We start from the raw sequence: 15,959 nt of genomic DNA on the forward strand, positions 1-15,959 counted from the left end.
GTGCTAAAATGCACCTCCCCACGTTGCCCAGCCTACTCTCTTTCCTGATTCGCGGTAAGTTGTGGCAACACGGACGCAACTGCCATTGCGCCGCCCGGCCGTTCTGCCTATCTCGAGGCAAACGGGCTGACGCGACCGGCCAGACAATCGCACTCAGAATGGAACCGAATTCATGCCGCCAGCAGCGCTGATAACCGGAGCCGCCGACAGGATCGGCGCAGCCATCGCCGCCCGCCTCGCGGCGGAAGGTTATGCGGTTGTCATCCACTACCGCTCATCGGGAGAAAAGGCCGAAGACCTGGCCGACGCCATCGCGGCCGATGGCGGTCACGCCGAAATCGTACAGGCGGACCTCGCAAAGCGTGAGGACCGTATGGGCCTGATCGCCAGTGCAACCGAACCGTTCGGCCCGCTGACGGTGCTCATCAACAACGCGTCTGTTTTCGAGCCCGACAGCGCCGATACCCTGCATGAGGATTTGTGGGATCTGCACATGGCCATCCATGCCGAAGCCCCGGTTTTTCTCTCCCGCGATTTCGCGGCTCAACTCCCCGACGACGAAAAGGGCAACGTCGTCAACATCATCGACGAACGCGTGCTTTCGCTGTCACCCGATTATTTTTCCTACACGCTTTCGAAATCCGTGCTCTGGACCGCCACGCGCACCCTGGCTCAATCCCTCGCCCCGCGCATCCGCGTCAACGCCATCGGCCCCGGCCCCACACTCGCCAATTCCCGTCAGTCGGACGCTGAGTTCGAGGCGTCGCGCCAGCGCCTGCCACTCCAGACCGGCGCCGACCCCGAAGAGATCGCCGAGGGCGTCGTCTCCATCCTCAACCTGCCATCCATGACCGGCCAGATGATCGCGCTGGATGGTGGCGAACACCTCGAATGGAGCGCGCGCAACGCGCCGACACCCCGCAAGCAATGACAGACGAAACCCTCTCCGGCCCCGACATCATCAAGCGCTTCGTCAAAACCCTGCCCACAGGCGCGGGCGTTTATCGCATGATCGATGAAAAGGGCGATGTCATCTATGTGGGCAAGGCCCGCAACCTGAAATCGCGGGTTACCAATTACACGAGCTATGAGGGCAATTCGGTCCGCATCAATCGCATGATCGCCGCGACCCGGTCGATGGAGTTCGTGCGCACCGAGACCGAAGCGGCAGCGCTCCTGCTCGAAGCGAACATGATAAAGCGCCTGCGCCCGCGCTTTAACGTGCTGCTGCGCGACGACAAGACGTTTCCTTACATCCTGATCGCCACCGAGCACGAGGCCCCTGAACTCACCAAGCACCGCGGCTCCCGCCGCCGCAAGGGCGATTATTTCGGCCCCTTCGCCTCTGCCGTTGCCGTCAGCCGCACCATCACCGCGCTGCAAAAGGCGTTCCTCTTGCGCAATTGCTCGGACAGCTTTTATGCCGGACGCACCCGCCCCTGCCTTCAGCATCAGATCAAGCGTTGCGCCGCACCCTGCACCGGTGTCATTTCGATTCCCGACTATAACGAACTTGTCGCCGAGGCCCGGGCCTTCCTCTCGGGCAAGACCAAGGCGGTCCAGGATCATTTGCAAAAGGAGATGAACCAGGCCGCCGAAGCGCTTGATTTCGAACGCGCCGCCATGCTGCGTGATCGTCTGGGCGCGCTGGCCCTCATCCAGGGCTCCACGGGAACCGGCGCGCAATCGATCCCGGAAGCCGATGTCTTTGCCATTCACAACGAGGCGGGTAATTTTTGCGTGCAGGTATTTTTCTACCGCGCGCATCAGAACTGGGGCAATTACGCGTTCTATCCCCGTGCCGATGACGACAGTACAAACGCCGAAGTGCTCGAAGCCTTCATTGCCCAATTCTATGAAAACCGCACCCCGCCAAGGCTGGTCCTGCTCTCCGAAGAGATAGCGGAACCCGACGTACTGCGCGAAGCGCTCTCTACCCGCGCCGACCGCGCCGTCCGGATCGAAACACCGCGCCGTGGCGACAAGCGCACCCTGGTCGAAAACGCGCTGACCAACGCCCGCGAAGCTCTGGGCCGCCACCTTTCGGATTCGGCAAGCCAGCGCAAGCTGCTCGAAGCCATGGCCGATACTTTCGGTCTCGATGAAACCCCGCGCCGTATCGAGGTTTACGACAACTCCCACATCCAGGGCACCAACGCGGTGGGCGGCATGGTTGTGGCAGGAATGGAAGGGCTGTCGAAAAAGCACTACAGAACCTTCAATATCAAGTCGAAAGATCTCACGCCGGGCGACGATTTCGGCATGATGCGCGAGGTGCTGACGCGCCGGTTCACCCGGCTCGCCAATGAGAGCGAGCCCGAAGCAGAAGACGATGCGACCGGCATGCCCGACTGGCCCGACGTTCTCCTGATCGATGGCGGCGCCGGGCAGACCAACGCCGTCAAGGCTGTGCTGGCCGAAATGAACCTGCCGCGCGACGTTACCGTTATTGGTATTGCCAAGGGCGAGGAACGCAATGCGGGCCGCGAGACTTTCTACATGGAAGGCAAGGAGCCCTTCATGCTGCCGGCTCGCGATCCCGTTCTCTATTACGTCCAGCGTCTTCGCGACGAAGCCCACCGCTTCGCCATCGGGACACATCGGGCGCGGCGCAAAAAGGAAATGGTCAAGAACCCCCTCGACGAGATCGGCGGCATCGGCCCCACTCGCAAGCGTGCGCTCCTGCAGCATTTCGGTTCAGCAAAAGCCGTCTCGCGCGCTTCCGTCGCCGATATCGCCGCCCTGCCCGGCATCTCGACCGCAATGGCGCAATTGATCTACGATCACTTCAACCAGAGATGAGCAGATGACCGACACAAAATTCGATATGGCCCGGTTGCCCAACCTCCTGACATATGGCCGCATCGCCGCCATTCCCGTCATCATGCTCCTGCTCCTCGCGGGCCCATCTGCGTTGCGCTCGATTGCCTTGTTCCTCTACATCGCCGCCGCGGTCACCGACTTTTTCGATGGATACGTTGCGCGTAAATATGGTTCGGTCTCCCCCATCGGTCGAATGCTCGATCCCATCGCCGACAAACTGCTCGTCGGCGCCCTGCTGCTGGTCTTCTGCTTCGATGGAAGTTTCGGCGTCTGGGACCTGGTCCCCGCCACCGTCATTCTGCTGCGCGAGATTTTTGTTTCCGGTCTGCGCGAATTCATGGGCACGGAAAAGATCACTGTGCCGGTCTCAAAACTCGCCAAATACAAGACAACGGTTCAACTGGTTGCGCTCGGGGTGATCATTGCCGAACCGCTTATCCCCGGCATGCGCGAACTGAGCGATATTCTGCTCTGGCTGGCGGCAGTCCTGACCGCCATTACGGGCTGGCAGTACTGGTCGGGCGTTTCCGCGCATATGGCGCAGAGCGAGGATGACGAGCTATGAAAATCCTCTATTTCGCCTGGCTGCGCGAACGGCTCGGTCGGGATAGCGATGAGGTCTCCTTACCGGATTCGGTCGCCACGATTGCCGATCTGATCGAATGGCTGGCAGATCGCGATGAGGGTTTTGCGCTGGCCACCGCCAACCGCAAGCTCATCCGGGCCGCGGTCGACGACGAACTGGTCGACCACCAGACACCGCTGAACGGCGCAAGAACCGTCGCACTCTTTCCGCCAATGACAGGCGGCTGAAATGAGCGTCACCCTCCAGTCCGAACCGTTCGATCCCGGCACCCTGTTTAATGCCTTTCTCGAGACACATCACGATGCAGGGGCAGCGGTCACCTTCACCGGTCTGGTGCGATCGACAGCCAACGATCCTGTCATTTCGATGACGCTGGAGCACTACCCGGCGCTCGCGCAACGCCAGCTCGAGGATTTGCGCGCAAGCGCCATGACACGCTTTGCACTTCGCGATGCCGAGATCATCCACCGCTTCGGCAAGCTCTATCCCGGCGAACCGATCGTGCAGGTGATGACCCTTGCCCCCCACCGTCAGGCCGCTTTCGACGGCGCCAATTTCATCATGGATATCCTGAAAACCACGGCGCCCTTCTGGAAAAAGGAGGAAGGTCCGGACGGCGCGAAATGGGTCGAGGCAAAAGAAGGCGACGACAAGGCCACCGCGCGCTGGTCGTGAAGAAGCCGGAGATTTCTCCCCGGCTCCCAAATCTCTGCGATAGTGCGGCTTTTATTCCGCTGCCGCCTGTTTGGGCTGCACTTCGCTCATATAGGCTTCCACCAGTGTCCGGCAGGCATCTGCAGGCGTGAACTTGTATTCGCCGACTTCGGAAACCGGTGTCACTTCAGCGGCCGTTCCGGTCAGGAAACATTCATCGAACTCTGCAAGTTCTTCGGGTTTGATGTGCCGTTCAGTGACCGTATAGCCATTGGCTTTGGCAAGCCCGATCAGCGTGCGGCGCGTGATGCCATCGAGGAAGCAGTCGGGCAGCGGCGTGGTGATGTCCTTGCCTTTGACAAAGAACACGTTCGCACCCGTCGCCTCGGCCACATAGCCGCGATAGTCGAGCATCAACGCATCGGCATAGCCCTTGTCCATCGCGGCGTGCTTGGACAACGTGCAGATCATGTAAAGGCCCGCGGCCTTTGCCTTGCACGGAATGGTTTCGGGTGAGGGACGTTTCCAGTCGGCCCAGCACAGGCGAATGCCCTTGAGCCGTTCCTCGGTGGAAAAATAGCTTGGCCACACCCAGGCGGCGATCGCCAGATGCACCTTGTTGTCGCGGGCCGGCACCGAGAGCGTTTCCGATCCGCGCCAGGCGACGGGGCGCATATAGGCATCGACAAGATTGTTCTTGGCGAGAACCTGACGGCAGGCTTCGTCGATTTCGTCGGCCGAGTATGGAATTGTGAAATCGAGCGTCTTGCCCGAAAAGATCAGCCGCTCGGTATGCTCGCGCAGCTTGAACACTTCCCCGCCATAAGCGCGCTGCCCCTCGAAGACGCTGCTGGCATAGTGAAGACCGTGAGTCAGCACATGGAGCTTGGCATCCTTCCAGGGCACCATCTCTCCGTTGTACCAGATCCAACCGTCTCGCTGATCCATTGGCACGGTGGCCATTTTAATCTCCCGATTATACGTTTGTTTGCTGTGGCCCATTCGGCCACGATCTGTGCCTTATAATGCAGTATTCTCTCACCACTTGGCAAACCAAAGCGGCTCTGTGATAAGTCACTAACGGGCAAAGATATTGGTAGGACGATGCCAGCGCATTCTATAAATGTCAATAAGGCTGACATAAATTCGGCCATCTACGATTTTCCCGAGATGCCCATTGATATCATGGGTCTGTTCTTCTTTGCCTATCGGGACTTCGTTCGCGATGCCGATGCCCTGCTTGAAATGCAGGGATTTGGCCGCGCGCATCACCGCGTTATCTATTTCGTCAATCTCCGTCCTGGCATGACGGTGGCCGATCTGCTCGATATCCTGCGCATCACCAAGCAAAGCTTGGCGCGCGTTCTGCGTCAGTTGATCGACAGCGGCTATGTCGCCCAGCGGCACGGCGAAACCGACCGCCGCCAGCGCCTTTTGTTTCCCACCGAGAAGGGCCGCGATTTCTTCGAGGTCTTGAGCGCCACCCAGGCCCGCCGTATCGAGGCGGCTTTCGCTGCTCTCCCCGAGGACACGCGCGACTGTGTGCGTCACTTCTTTGCGGAAATGACCGAGCGGGGCGATCAGCAATTGCTGCGCACCCTGCGTCTCATCGAACCGATGTCATAGGACGCTCCCAATTGGATATCATCAGCACGGTTTTTCTTGCCCTGGTTCAGGGCATCACCGAGTTCCTGCCCATCAGTTCCTCGGCTCACCTGATCCTGGGCCGCTGGCTGCTCGGCCTGCTGGGCGTCGCCTCCACGACCATGACCCCGGCCGAGGAACTGGCGCTCGATATCGCGCTCCATGTCGGCTCGCTCGGCGCCGTCATCGTCTATTTCCGGCGCGACGTCGTCATGCTGTTCATGGGGCTGATCGATGGCATCACCGGCAGGATGGGCCCGCGCTTCCGCACGCTCCTCGTCGTCATCGCGGCCTCGCTTCCAATCGTGCTCGTCGCTTTTCTCGCCAAGGATCTGGTCACCGAGGCAGGCCGCAACATCACAATCATCGCCTGGACCACCATGGTCTTCGGTGTGTTGCTCTGGCTGGCCGACCGCCGGCCCGAACAAAAAGGCACGCTCGAAACCCTCTCGCTACGCGACGCCATGGTCGTCGGATTGGCTCAGTGCATCGCCATCATTCCCGGCGTGTCCCGCTCAGGCATCTGTATGACTGCCGGCCGTTTTGTCGGCATGGACAGGCCACTTTCGGCCCGCCTTGCCATGCTGCTCTCGATCCCCACCATCCTGGGCGCCGGCGTCCTTGCCGGTTACGACCTGTATCGGGCTGGCAATGCACAGGTGACTTCGGACGCGTTGTTCGGTGGCGTCCTTGCCTTCTTTGCCGCTCTGGCCAGCATAGCGCTGTTGATGAAATGGCTGCAGCGCCAGTCCTATACGCCCTTCGTGATCTACCGGGTCGTGCTAGGCCTGCTCCTTCTGGGCCTCATCTATGCGGGCATCGCGTAGGTCCTCGACCTCGGGGGGTACGGCAAGGCCCGCGCCTCCTTCATCATCGGACTGATCGAGATCGTGAACCCATTCACGCCACATCGAGACAAACAGCGCCATTAGCACCGGGCCGATGAAAAGGCCGACAAACCCCATGGTCTTCACCCCCCCGATCAACCCGAAAAACGTCGGGAGAAACGGCAGTTTGATCGGACCGCCCACCAGCTTGGGCCGCAGCGTCTTGTCGACGATGAAAAGTTCCACCGAACCCCAGACGAACAGCGCGATACCGGGAATGATCGAACCGCTGGCCACCAGATAAATCGAAACCAGCGTGAACGAGAGCGGCGCGCCACCCGGGATCATGGCCGCTACGCCGGTAATGACCCCCAGCAGCACCGGCGACGGCGCTCCGGCAAGTGCGTAGGCTATGCCCAGGACGATGCCTTCGCCGATGGCGATAATGGTCATGCCGGTGACGGTCGAGCTGATCGTAGCCGGCACCACCCGCGACAACCTCTGCCAGCGTGTGGGCAGGATGCGCTCGCCAAAGCGGTCGAGCTGCCCGGCCAGATTGGCCCCGTCGCGATAAACGAACAGCAGAGCGATCAGCATGAACAAGAGATTGAGCGCCAGATCGAGAAAGCTTCCGCCTGCTGCCACAACGGTCTGGTAAATGCTGTAAGCATTTGCACCCCCGATATACGCAACGTATTGCCCCAGCGCCCCGGGCCGCCCGACATAGAGGTCCCATTGTTCGGTGGCCCATTCGGAAACGAACGGGAGGGTATCGAACCAATGCGGTGCCGCGGTCCCATTGGCGTTGGTCGCGATCCCCCACCGGATAAGCTGTTGCGCCTCGTTGGTGGCATAGGTCAGCGCCATCAGGATCGGGATCAGGATGAACAGCACGATGACCGCGATCATCAGGCTCGCCGCCAGCGTACGATTACCGCCGACGGCCCCCAGCACGCGACGATAGACCGGCCAGCTCGCAAACCCGATAATCAGAGCGGCGAGCACGGGGACCAGGAAGCCGTGAAAGAAATAGACGCAGGCCAGAAGGATAAGAATTATCAGCCAGCGCGCCACCGCCATGGGCGGCACGAGTGCGGAGCGCTTCGATCCAAGCAGACGGGGTTCGCGTTCGATGGGCATTCGGTCCGGCTTGGTCACGTGCAGCTTCCGGTCTGAGGGAGATCACCTATATGGCAAAGCCGCGCGCCAACACAAGCAGACCCTGCGCAATCGCGCTCACATCAGCTTGCGGCCATCGGGCACGGCCTTGTCGATCGCAGCAAGCACAATGGCGCCGTTCTCGTCCTCAAAGCCAAGCGTGAGCACTTCCGATTTCAACGGCCCGATCTGGCGCGGTGGGAAATTGACCACCGCCATCACCTGCCGCCCGACCAAATCCTCGGGCGAATAGTGGACGGTGATCTGCGCCGAGGACTTCTTGATCCCCAATTCCGGGCCAAAATCGATAAGCAAAATGATCGCCGGCTTACGTGCTTCAGGAAAGGGCCGCGCTTCGACGACGGTTCCGGTGCGAATATCGACCTTGAGAAAATCCTCAAACGAGATGGTTTCGCTCATTGTCCCAATTCTTCACTTCGCTTTCGGGCGGCTCTCACGGCGCGCTGCATCAATGCCCCCAGCCCATCCGGCGCCATCAGCACATCGAGCGCCGCCTGCGTCGTTCCATTGGGTGAGGTGACGTTCTTGCGCAATTGTTCTGCCGAACTGTCGTCGGCTTCCATCAGTGCAGCGGCTCCGATTACTGTTTGGCGCGCCAGGACCATTGCTTGCTGCGGGCTCAGGCCTTCGGCTTCACCGGCTGCAGCCATGGCTTCGACAAGATGGAACACATAGGCCGGCCCGGAACCGGAAACGGCAGTGACTGCATCGATTAGGGTCTCGTCCTCGACCCACACCACGCCACCCGCGGCGGCCAGAAGGGCCTCGGTCAGCGTCCGGTCCTCCGCTGTGACGGCCTCGCCGGCGAAGGCACCCGAAATGCCCTTTCCGATCTGGGCCGGTGTGTTGGGCATCGAGCGCACCACCCGGTCAGTTGCCAGACCTTTGGCGATCTTGTCGGATGAAACGCCGGCGGCAATGGAAACCACAAGCGTTCCGGCGCCGACCAGTGGCTTCACCATGCCCAGAACGGCACCCATGATCTGGGGTTTAACCGCAAGAACAACCACACGCGGAGATTCGTCGGGCAGGTCCGTGCGCAGTACGGCACCATGCCGGCGTGCAAAAGCCGAAACGCTTTCGTGGGGCTGGGGATCGACCAGCGTCAGTGCTGAACCGGGCAATCCGCCCTGCACCCAGCCGGCCGCCATGGCCATACCCATTTTGCCGGCGCCGATCAGCAGCACCGTGCCGGCATCGGAAAGGCTCATGCCTGCCCCACGGTTTCAAACATGACTTCGGCCAGGGCGTCGGCCGCAGATTTTCCGGCCCAGACCACAAACTGGAATGCCTGGTAGTAAAGGTCGCAACTTTCTGTAGCCGAGCGCAGCAACGCCTCGCATTGCTGCGGCGAGACCTCCGCGCCGCCCGAAAGCAGGTGCGAGTTGCGGAACAGCACGACACCTTCCTTGCTCCAGATGTCGAAATGACCGATCCAGAGCTGCTCATTGATGAGCGATATCAGTTGCTTGATTTCGCCGCGGCGTGCCTCGGGCACCTTCAGGTCGAACGCACAGGCGAGATGGAGCGATTCCATCTCCTCCATCCAGTTGAACGACACGTGGTAGTCGCTCCAGCCCCCCTTGACCGAAATGGAGATTTCGTCGGCATCCTGCCGCTCGAACGACCAGTCGCTGATCGCGGCGATGTGCTCGATAATATCGACCGGGTGAATGGTCCGATCCAGTTCCAATTCGAGGAGTGACATGGCTGGCTCCGCACGCTTATGCGTTGGTTCGAAGATGCAGCGACCGACAGGATGCCGGACGCCTTACGCGGCACAACCGAACCGGCTTGGCCGGGGACAGGATGTACGAATCGTCATTTGTCTCGACTGTACACTGCACCTCCGCCACGGACCCAGAAACGCTGGCCCAAAACCGGAATTCTCTTGTGGATGATCGGAGCGATATGGTTAACGGGTTCTTAACAAACCCTTCAAACCACAGGGTTTTACACCAATGTCACAAAGCGCTTCAGCGCGTGCGCCCTTCGGCGAGATCGCGGGCCCAGGTTTCATTGCCCCATGCCCGCGCCATGGCAGACGCCGCCATGTTGTCATAAGCCACCTGCCGCAGATTGACGTGCCACTTTCCCGCCGACAATTCGACAATGGCATAGGCGGCCGCCGGTGAAAGCCGCGCCGCTGACACAGGATCGTTCATGTTGAACGAGGGCCGCCCCACGCTGCCAGGATTGAAAACGATCCGCCCGTCGTCCAGCGTCACCACCCGCGCTATATGGGTATGGCCACAACAATAGACCGGATAATCGCCATGGGGCAGTTCAGCCTCTACCTCTTCGAGCGAGGAAACACGGAAGCCGTGCTTTTTGACCTTGCGGTCGAGCCAATAGGTCTCGTCCGATCGCGGCGCTCCATGGCTCATAAAGATTGCATCGGCATAGATGGCCGTCTCGGGCAGTTGCTTGAGCCAATCCATCGGCTCACCCTCAATGGCGTCGATGATCTTCAGATCATCCTCGTCGAGCAGGTCGGCATCGCCCACTGCCAGATAGCGATCGGTATTGCCCCGTATCGCGATCATATCGAGTTCGGCCATGACCGCAGCGGTCTTTCTCGGCCACAAGGGCCCGGCGAAATGATCCCCCAGATTGAGGATCTTTTCCACATCGTGACGTGCGATATCGGCCAGCACCGCTTCGAGCGCCAGCACATTGGCGTGAACGTCGGAAATGACCGCGACGCGCACCGCTAACTCAGGTCGTCTTTTTACGGCGCTTGAACGCCTCGAGTTCGCGGCGGAGGGCTTCGATTTCCTCGCCCTGGATGCTCACCAGCTCGCGCAGTGCGTCGTAGTCTTCGCGCTTGACGAGATTCAGATCATTGACGACACGTTCCATCTGCCCCCTGATCGCGGTTTCCGCTTCACGGCGCGCGCCATCGGCAACCGAGGCGGCATCGTTCATCAACCGCCCCAGATCGTCGAAAAACTTTTGTCCTTGCGACATCGCTCACTTCCTCTTGTTTGGCCGTCCGGCCCACTGCCAACTATGTAGGGGCTCCGGCCCCGCTTGACCAGAGCCGGCCCGGGCGGCATGGTCCCGCAAAAAACGCAATCAGTTTCGAGGCCCAACGTGCCCTTCCCAATGATCGATCCGGTCGCTTTCGCCATCGGCCCCATCGTCATCCGCTGGTACGCCCTGGCCTATCTGGCAGGCATTTTCCTTGGCGTAGGATACGGCATGCTGTTGCTCAGACGCAAATCGCTCTGGGTCAATGGCACTCCACCCATGACCCCCGACGAATTGTTCGACTTCACCTTCTGGATCGTCATCGGCATCATTGTCGGCGGACGGCTGGGCTACGTTCTGTTCTACGATCCGCTGGTGTTCGCCGCCAATCCGGGCCAGATCATCGCCCTTTGGGACGGAGGCATGAGTTTCCACGGCGGCATGCTCGGCCTGATGGTCGCCATGATCGTCTATCTCAACCGCAAGAAGGCCAACATCTTTTCGGGCCTGGACCTGCTCGCCTGCTGCGCCACCATCGGTCTGTTCCTCGGCCGGGTCGCCAATTTCATCAACGCCGAACTTTACGGCTCGGTTACGACCATGCCCTGGGGCGTGATCTTTCCGGGCGGCGGCGATCTCCCCCGTCACCCCAGCCAACTCTATGAAGGCCTGCTCGAAGGCGTGCTCCTGTTCCTCGTCATCCGCTATTTCACCCACGTCAAACTGGTGCTGCGCCGTCCCGGCATCGCCGCCGGCATCTTTGGCATCGGCTATGCGCTTTCGCGCATCTTCGTCGAGTTCTTCCGCCTCCCCGACAGCCACATCGGCTATCTCGCCTTTGGCTGGCTGACCATGGGCATGGTCCTCTCACTGCCCATCCTCATTGCCGGCATCGCGCTGATCATCTGGGCCCGGACGCGCCGTCATGCCTGAGCCGGGCCTCTCCCTCGGCGATCTTATCGATATGCAGATTCGCCAGCAGGGCCCGATGTCGCTGGCGACCTATATGGGCCTGTGCCTGACCCATCCCACGCGCGGCTACTACCGCAAGGCCGACCCGCTCGGCGCAAGCGGCGATTTCATTACCGCTCCCGAAATCAGCCAGACCTTCGGCGAAATGATCGGGGCGTGGATTGCCGATCTCTATCTCCAGATGGGCAGCCCGGAAAAGTTCACGCTTCTCGAGCTCGGCCCCGGCCGTGGTACGCTGATGTCCGACGCCCTGCGTGTCGCCAGCCGCGCCACCGGTCTCGCCAAGGCTCTCGACCTCAAGCTCTATGAAACCAATCCGGTCCTCACCGCCATGCAGCGCGAGAAACTCTCGGCCTATTTTCCCGATTGGGTCGAGGACATCGAGACACTCGGCAGTTCACCTCTCATCATTATCGCAAATGAGTTCTTCGACGCTTTACCCATACGCCAGTTCGTGAGGCGCGCGGATAAATGGTTCGAGCGCAGCGTCGGCCTGTCGGACGGAAAACGCAGCTTCGGCCTTTCGCCCACACCCTATGAGGAAGCCCTGATCGGCGAAGCCTTTGCCGAAGCCGAGAATGGCGAAGTGGCCGAAATCGGCCTGGCAGCCCAGCAGTTCATGGGTCAGCTCTGCCGTCTCCTTGCCCCTCGCGGCGGGGCGTTGCTGGCCATCGACTATGGCTATGAACACACTCAGCCCGGCGAAACGCTACAGGCCCTCTCCCGCCATGCTCGCGTCGATCCGCTTGCTCAACCCGGCGCCGCCGATCTCACAACGCATGTGGATTTCGAAGCGCTGGGTCGCGCTGGACGCATGGCTGGGTTGACGGTCCACCCCATTGTGACCCAGGGCAGTTTTCTTACATCATTGGGGCTGGCCGAGCGTCACGCCGCGCTGGCCACGGCAAACCCTGAAAAGGCCCACTCCCTCGCATCGGCCTTCGACCGGCTGACACGGGCCGATCAGATGGGTGAGCTGTTCAAGGTCCTGTGCGCAGCGAGCCCAGGACTGCGCCCCGCGGGATTCCCCGCATAAAGAAAGCCTGCCTCACAATGCATCCACCCCTCGAAAAGAGCCCCGCCATCACCGCCGCCTCTACGATCCGCCACGGATTTTTTGGACGGCGCGGCGGGGTTTCGGAAGGCGAATTCGCCTCCCTCAACGCCTCGCGCTCGGTGGGCGACGACGCGGGCAACGTCATAGACAATGTTCACCGCGCCGTCATGGCGCTCAAGGGCGGCCCTATCGAGGTCGCGCTCGTCAGACAAGTTCATGGCACCCATGTGCTCACCGTCGATGGCACCTTCGACCTTCAGCAGCGCCCGGAAGCGGACGCGATGGTTACCGACAGATCCGGCATCGCGCTGGGCATTGTGACTGCCGATTGCGCGCCCATTCTACTTGCGGATCCCAAGGCGGGGATAATCGGCGCGGCCCATGCGGGCTGGAAAGGCGCTGTCGGCGGCATATTGGCCAATACCATCGCCGCCATGGAGCGTTTGGGCGCTTCCCGCGCCAATATTGTCGCCGCCATCGGTCCGGCCATATCGGCTGAGAATTACGAGATCGGCGAAGAGATGGCGAACGAGATTCGCACCCAATTCCCCGATGCTGCCGATTTCATCGTCACCGATGGCTGGCCCAAACCTCATTTCGACGTACCCGGCCTCGTGCTGGCGCAGGCAAAATCGCTGGGTATCGGCACAGTCGAATCGGTGGGAAGCTGCACCTACGCCCACCCCGATCTCTACTTTTCCCACCGCTACGCAACCCACAACAACACCCGCGCCGGCCGCCAGATCGCGCTCATCGCAAGAGGGTAATGGCCTGTGCAGAAGGGCAACACCGTTAATTGCCCTTCACCTTCATTCAAAAGTCATATTGAGTTTGCGCCGTCCGGGGTCTAAACGTCCGCCCCACAAGCTCGGGGCATTGGCGGCCTCTGGCGATCAGGGCACACATAGAGGCTGACCATGAAGCTGGTGACGGGCAACTCAAACCTCACCGTGGCCAAGGCCGTTTCCGATTATCTCGAAATTCCGCTGACCGACGCCTCGGTCAAGAAATTCGCCGACAAGGAGATTTTCGTGGAGATCCACGAAAACGTGCGTGGCGAGGATGTGTTCATCCTCCAGTCGACGTCCTTTCCGGCCAATGACAACCTCATGGAATTGCTGATCCTGATCGACGCCATGCGCCGGTCTTCCGCTCGCCGCATCACGGCGGTCCTGCCCTATTACGGTTACGCGCGTCAGGACCGCAAATCGGCCCCGCGCACGCCGATCTCGGCCAAACTCGTGGCCAACCTCATAACCCACGCCGGTGCAAACCGCATTCTGACCCTGGATCTGCACGCACCGCAAATCCAGGGTTTTTTCGATATCCCGACCGACAACCTTTACGCCGCGCCGGTTCTCACACGCGATATCGCCGAGAACTACGACACCTCCAGGGTGATGATCGTTTCTCCCGACGTCGGCGGCGTGCTGCGGGCCCGCAACGTGGCCAACCGCATCGGCGCGCAACTGGCTATCGTCGACAAACGCCGTCCGCGTGCCGGGGTCTCCGAAGTGATGAACATCATCGGTGACGTCGAGGGGCAGTCGTGCATCCTGATCGACGACATCGTCGATTCCGGCGGCACACTGGTCAACGCCGCCGAAGCGCTGCTCAATGCCGGCGCCAAGGAAGTCTCGGCCTATATCACCCATGGCGTCCTCTCGGGCGACGCGCCGGCCCGTATCGCCAAATCGCGGCTCAAGGAGCTGGTCACCACCGATTCCATCGAAATGACCGAAGCCGTCGCCAAAGTCGACAAGATCCGTCACATCTCGATCGCAACCCTGATCGGCGAGGCCATAGCGCGCACCGCGTCCGAGCAGTCGGTTTCGAGCCTTTTCGACTGACGATCGGTTAACGACAACTTAACGCCCACCCCCGGATTGGCCCCGGCTCCCCCCGAGCCGGCGAATCCCGCACGCTTGTCCAATCGGAACAGAGCGAAGGGAATTTTGACCGATGGCCACGACTCAGCCACAAGCGCTGCCAGCGCGCGGAACTTTGGACTGGCTCCGGCATTTTCCCTTTTTGCGGAAGATCCGGTGGGGCGAGCCAGCCATGACCGCGTACGCTGCGTATGTGGAAGTATCAGTGACCAAGACCCCTCCCCGCCACCCCTTGGTGGCCCCACGCTCAAGCGCCGAGAGCGAGCTGTCCGCTCTTCTCGACGAAATTCCAAGCTGGCCCGATGCCATGCTTGTGCACATGCACAAGCGTTTCGGCACCAGCCGTCTTTTCCGTGTCCATCACGACCCCGACGGACCTCTGACCCAACGTGCGCTGACCCTGCGCGCCGCCGCGTTCGAAGAAATGAGCCGGCGCGGGCTCGAGGCCCTGGCGGAAGACGAAGACTAGCGCTATCGGGCCTCTTGCCCAATTTTCCTGCCTCCTGTATAGACCCGCTCCATGAAGCGCTCGTCACCCCTGGAGGACGGGCGCGCGTTTCGTTCGGAGCGTTTCCAGAAAAAGTGGACACCACTTTTTCGGTTCGGAAACGTGACAAGGAAAAATCCGGAGAAACGCACCCAACCAATGGATGATTTCCATGAGCGTCGAGCTGAAGGCTTCGGTGCGGGACCGGGTGGGCAAGGGGGCCGCTCGTGAACTGCGTCGTCAAGGTCTGGTTCCCGCCGTTATTTACGGCGACAAGAAAGCCCCTCTTTCCATCGCGATTTCCTACAAGGACACGTTCCGCAAGATCCATGACGGCGGGTTCCTTTCGCACGTCATCGAGATCGACGTGGACGGCGACAAGCACCGCGTGATCCCAAAGGATTACCAGCTTGAGCCCGTGCGCGACTTCCTCGTGCATGTGGACTTCCTGCGCGTGGGCAAGAATTCGACCCTCACGGTCGAAGTTCCTGTCCATTTCGAAAACCAGGAAAAGTCCCCCGGCCTCAAGAAGGGCGGCGTGCTCAACGTCGTGCGTCACACCGTGGAAGTGACCGTGCCGGCCGATTCGATCCCCGAGTATCTCGTGGTCGACCTGTCCAAGTCCGAAGTCGGCGACTCGCTGCACATCTCGGCCGTGGATCTGCCCAAGGGCGTTGTCCCGACCATTACCGATCGCGACTTCACCATCGCCACCATCGCGGCACCGTCTGCCCTGCGCTCGTCTGAAGGCGCTGAAGACGATACCGCCGATGAAGGCGAAGAAGAAAAAGACGAAGACTAAAACCTTCGGGCCGGCGGCTCGGAGCGCTTCCAGGAAAAGTGGCATCCACTTTTCCGGTTCGGAAGC

Annotated in this window: 20 protein-coding genes; 13 read left to right on the top strand and 7 right to left on the bottom strand. The window is 60.8% G+C overall.

Annotation, left to right across the window (positions count from 1 at the left end; genetic code table 11):
• Positions 1–172: 172 nt before the first annotated feature.
• The 5 genes from KKY_RS10480 to KKY_RS10500 are packed head-to-tail and all read left to right on the top strand — an operon-like array spanning position 173 to position 4,084.
• On the top strand, positions 173–931 hold the full coding sequence (locus KKY_RS10480; protein WP_014131318.1) for an SDR family oxidoreductase: 759 nt from the start codon (positions 173–175) through the stop codon (positions 929–931).
• Entirely contained in the window at positions 892–2,802 is a 1,911-nt protein-coding gene (uvrC, locus tag KKY_RS10485; RefSeq protein ID WP_014131319.1) for an excinuclease ABC subunit UvrC, read from the top strand. Before KKY_RS10480 ends, uvrC begins: the two co-directional genes overlap by 40 nt.
• A gap of 4 nt (positions 2,803–2,806) precedes the next feature.
• The gene (gene pgsA / locus KKY_RS10490; RefSeq protein ID WP_014131320.1) at positions 2,807–3,388 is read left to right on the top strand and encodes a CDP-diacylglycerol--glycerol-3-phosphate 3-phosphatidyltransferase; all 582 of its coding nucleotides are present in this window, start codon (positions 2,807–2,809) and stop codon (positions 3,386–3,388) included.
• The gene (gene moaD / locus KKY_RS10495; RefSeq protein ID WP_014131321.1) at positions 3,385–3,636 is read left to right on the top strand and encodes a molybdopterin converting factor subunit 1; all 252 of its coding nucleotides are present in this window, start codon (positions 3,385–3,387) and stop codon (positions 3,634–3,636) included. Before pgsA ends, moaD begins: the two co-directional genes overlap by 4 nt.
• Position 3,637: 1 nt before the next feature.
• A complete protein-coding gene (locus KKY_RS10500) occupies positions 3,638–4,084 on the top strand; it encodes a molybdenum cofactor biosynthesis protein MoaE (RefSeq protein WP_014131322.1) in 447 nt (148 codons plus the stop codon).
• Between the two features lie 51 nt (positions 4,085–4,135).
• Here the strand turns inward: KKY_RS10500 and KKY_RS10505 are convergent, their stop codons facing one another.
• The gene (locus KKY_RS10505; RefSeq protein WP_014131323.1) at positions 4,136–5,026 is read right to left on the bottom strand and encodes a branched-chain amino acid aminotransferase; all 891 of its coding nucleotides are present in this window, start codon (positions 5,024–5,026) and stop codon (positions 4,136–4,138) included.
• A gap of 207 nt (positions 5,027–5,233) precedes the next feature.
• Here KKY_RS10505 and KKY_RS10510 point away from each other — a divergent pair, with 207 nt between their 5' ends.
• Together KKY_RS10510 and KKY_RS10515 are read left to right on the top strand one after the other, a co-directional pair.
• A complete protein-coding gene (locus KKY_RS10510) occupies positions 5,234–5,689 on the top strand; it encodes a MarR family winged helix-turn-helix transcriptional regulator (protein WP_244404078.1) in 456 nt (151 codons plus the stop codon).
• Positions 5,690–5,700: 11 nt separating this feature from the next.
• Positions 5,701–6,534, top strand: a complete 834-nt coding sequence (locus KKY_RS10515; RefSeq protein ID WP_014131325.1) for an undecaprenyl-diphosphate phosphatase — start codon at positions 5,701–5,703, stop codon at positions 6,532–6,534.
• Here KKY_RS10515 and KKY_RS10520 read toward each other — a convergent pair.
• From KKY_RS10520 to KKY_RS10545, 6 genes are all read right to left on the bottom strand, one after another.
• The gene (locus tag KKY_RS10520) at positions 6,490–7,674 is read right to left on the bottom strand and encodes an AI-2E family transporter (protein WP_014131326.1); all 1,185 of its coding nucleotides are present in this window, start codon (positions 7,672–7,674) and stop codon (positions 6,490–6,492) included. The two genes, KKY_RS10515 and KKY_RS10520, sit on opposite strands and share 45 nt — an antisense overlap.
• 96 nt (positions 7,675–7,770) lie before the next feature.
• Positions 7,771–8,112: a tRNA-binding protein gene (locus KKY_RS10525; RefSeq protein WP_014131327.1), complete on the bottom strand. Its 342-nt coding sequence runs from the start codon at positions 8,110–8,112 to the stop codon at positions 7,771–7,773.
• Positions 8,109–8,924 (bottom strand): pyrroline-5-carboxylate reductase, encoded by an 816-nt coding sequence (gene proC, locus KKY_RS10530; RefSeq protein ID WP_014131328.1) that lies wholly within the window; start codon positions 8,922–8,924, stop codon positions 8,109–8,111. The genes KKY_RS10525 and proC overlap by 4 nt, the downstream gene beginning before the upstream one ends.
• A complete protein-coding gene (locus tag KKY_RS10535; RefSeq protein ID WP_014131329.1) occupies positions 8,921–9,421 on the bottom strand; it encodes a type III secretion system chaperone family protein in 501 nt (166 codons plus the stop codon). Before KKY_RS10535 ends, proC begins: the two co-directional genes overlap by 4 nt.
• A gap of 268 nt (positions 9,422–9,689) precedes the next feature.
• Positions 9,690–10,424, bottom strand: coding sequence for a metallophosphoesterase family protein (locus tag KKY_RS10540; RefSeq protein WP_014131330.1), 735 nt, complete (start codon positions 10,422–10,424; stop codon positions 9,690–9,692).
• Between the two features lie 7 nt (positions 10,425–10,431).
• On the bottom strand, positions 10,432–10,683 hold the full coding sequence (locus KKY_RS10545) for an accessory factor UbiK family protein (RefSeq protein WP_014131331.1): 252 nt from the start codon (positions 10,681–10,683) through the stop codon (positions 10,432–10,434).
• A 138-nt stretch (positions 10,684–10,821) separates the two neighbouring features.
• Between KKY_RS10545 and lgt the strand changes: the two genes are divergently transcribed.
• The 6 genes from lgt (at position 10,822) to KKY_RS10575 (ending at position 15,893) form a co-directional block, all read left to right on the top strand.
• On the top strand, positions 10,822–11,619 hold the full coding sequence (lgt, locus tag KKY_RS10550; protein WP_014131332.1) for a prolipoprotein diacylglyceryl transferase: 798 nt from the start codon (positions 10,822–10,824) through the stop codon (positions 11,617–11,619).
• Positions 11,612–12,694, top strand: coding sequence for a class I SAM-dependent methyltransferase (locus KKY_RS10555; RefSeq protein ID WP_014131333.1), 1,083 nt, complete (start codon positions 11,612–11,614; stop codon positions 12,692–12,694). The genes lgt and KKY_RS10555 overlap by 8 nt, the downstream gene beginning before the upstream one ends.
• A 17-nt stretch (positions 12,695–12,711) precedes the next feature.
• Positions 12,712–13,482 carry a peptidoglycan editing factor PgeF gene (gene pgeF / locus KKY_RS10560; protein WP_014131334.1) on the top strand — a complete coding sequence of 257 codons (771 nt, stop codon included), beginning with the start codon at positions 12,712–12,714 and terminating at the stop codon, positions 13,480–13,482.
• A 150-nt stretch (positions 13,483–13,632) separates the two neighbouring features.
• Entirely contained in the window at positions 13,633–14,565 is a 933-nt protein-coding gene (locus tag KKY_RS10565) for a ribose-phosphate pyrophosphokinase (protein ID WP_014131335.1), read from the top strand.
• A 244-nt stretch (positions 14,566–14,809) separates the two neighbouring features.
• Entirely contained in the window at positions 14,810–15,073 is a 264-nt protein-coding gene (locus KKY_RS10570) for a hypothetical protein (protein ID WP_139304944.1), read from the top strand.
• A gap of 181 nt (positions 15,074–15,254) precedes the next feature.
• Positions 15,255–15,893: a 50S ribosomal protein L25/general stress protein Ctc gene (locus KKY_RS10575; protein WP_041528705.1), complete on the top strand. Its 639-nt coding sequence runs from the start codon at positions 15,255–15,257 to the stop codon at positions 15,891–15,893.
• The last annotated feature ends 66 nt before the right edge of the window (positions 15,894–15,959 follow it).

It is taken from the genome of Pelagibacterium halotolerans B2 (genome assembly GCF_000230555.1).
In the GTDB taxonomy this organism is placed as follows: Bacteria; Pseudomonadota; Alphaproteobacteria; order Rhizobiales; family Devosiaceae; genus Pelagibacterium; species Pelagibacterium halotolerans.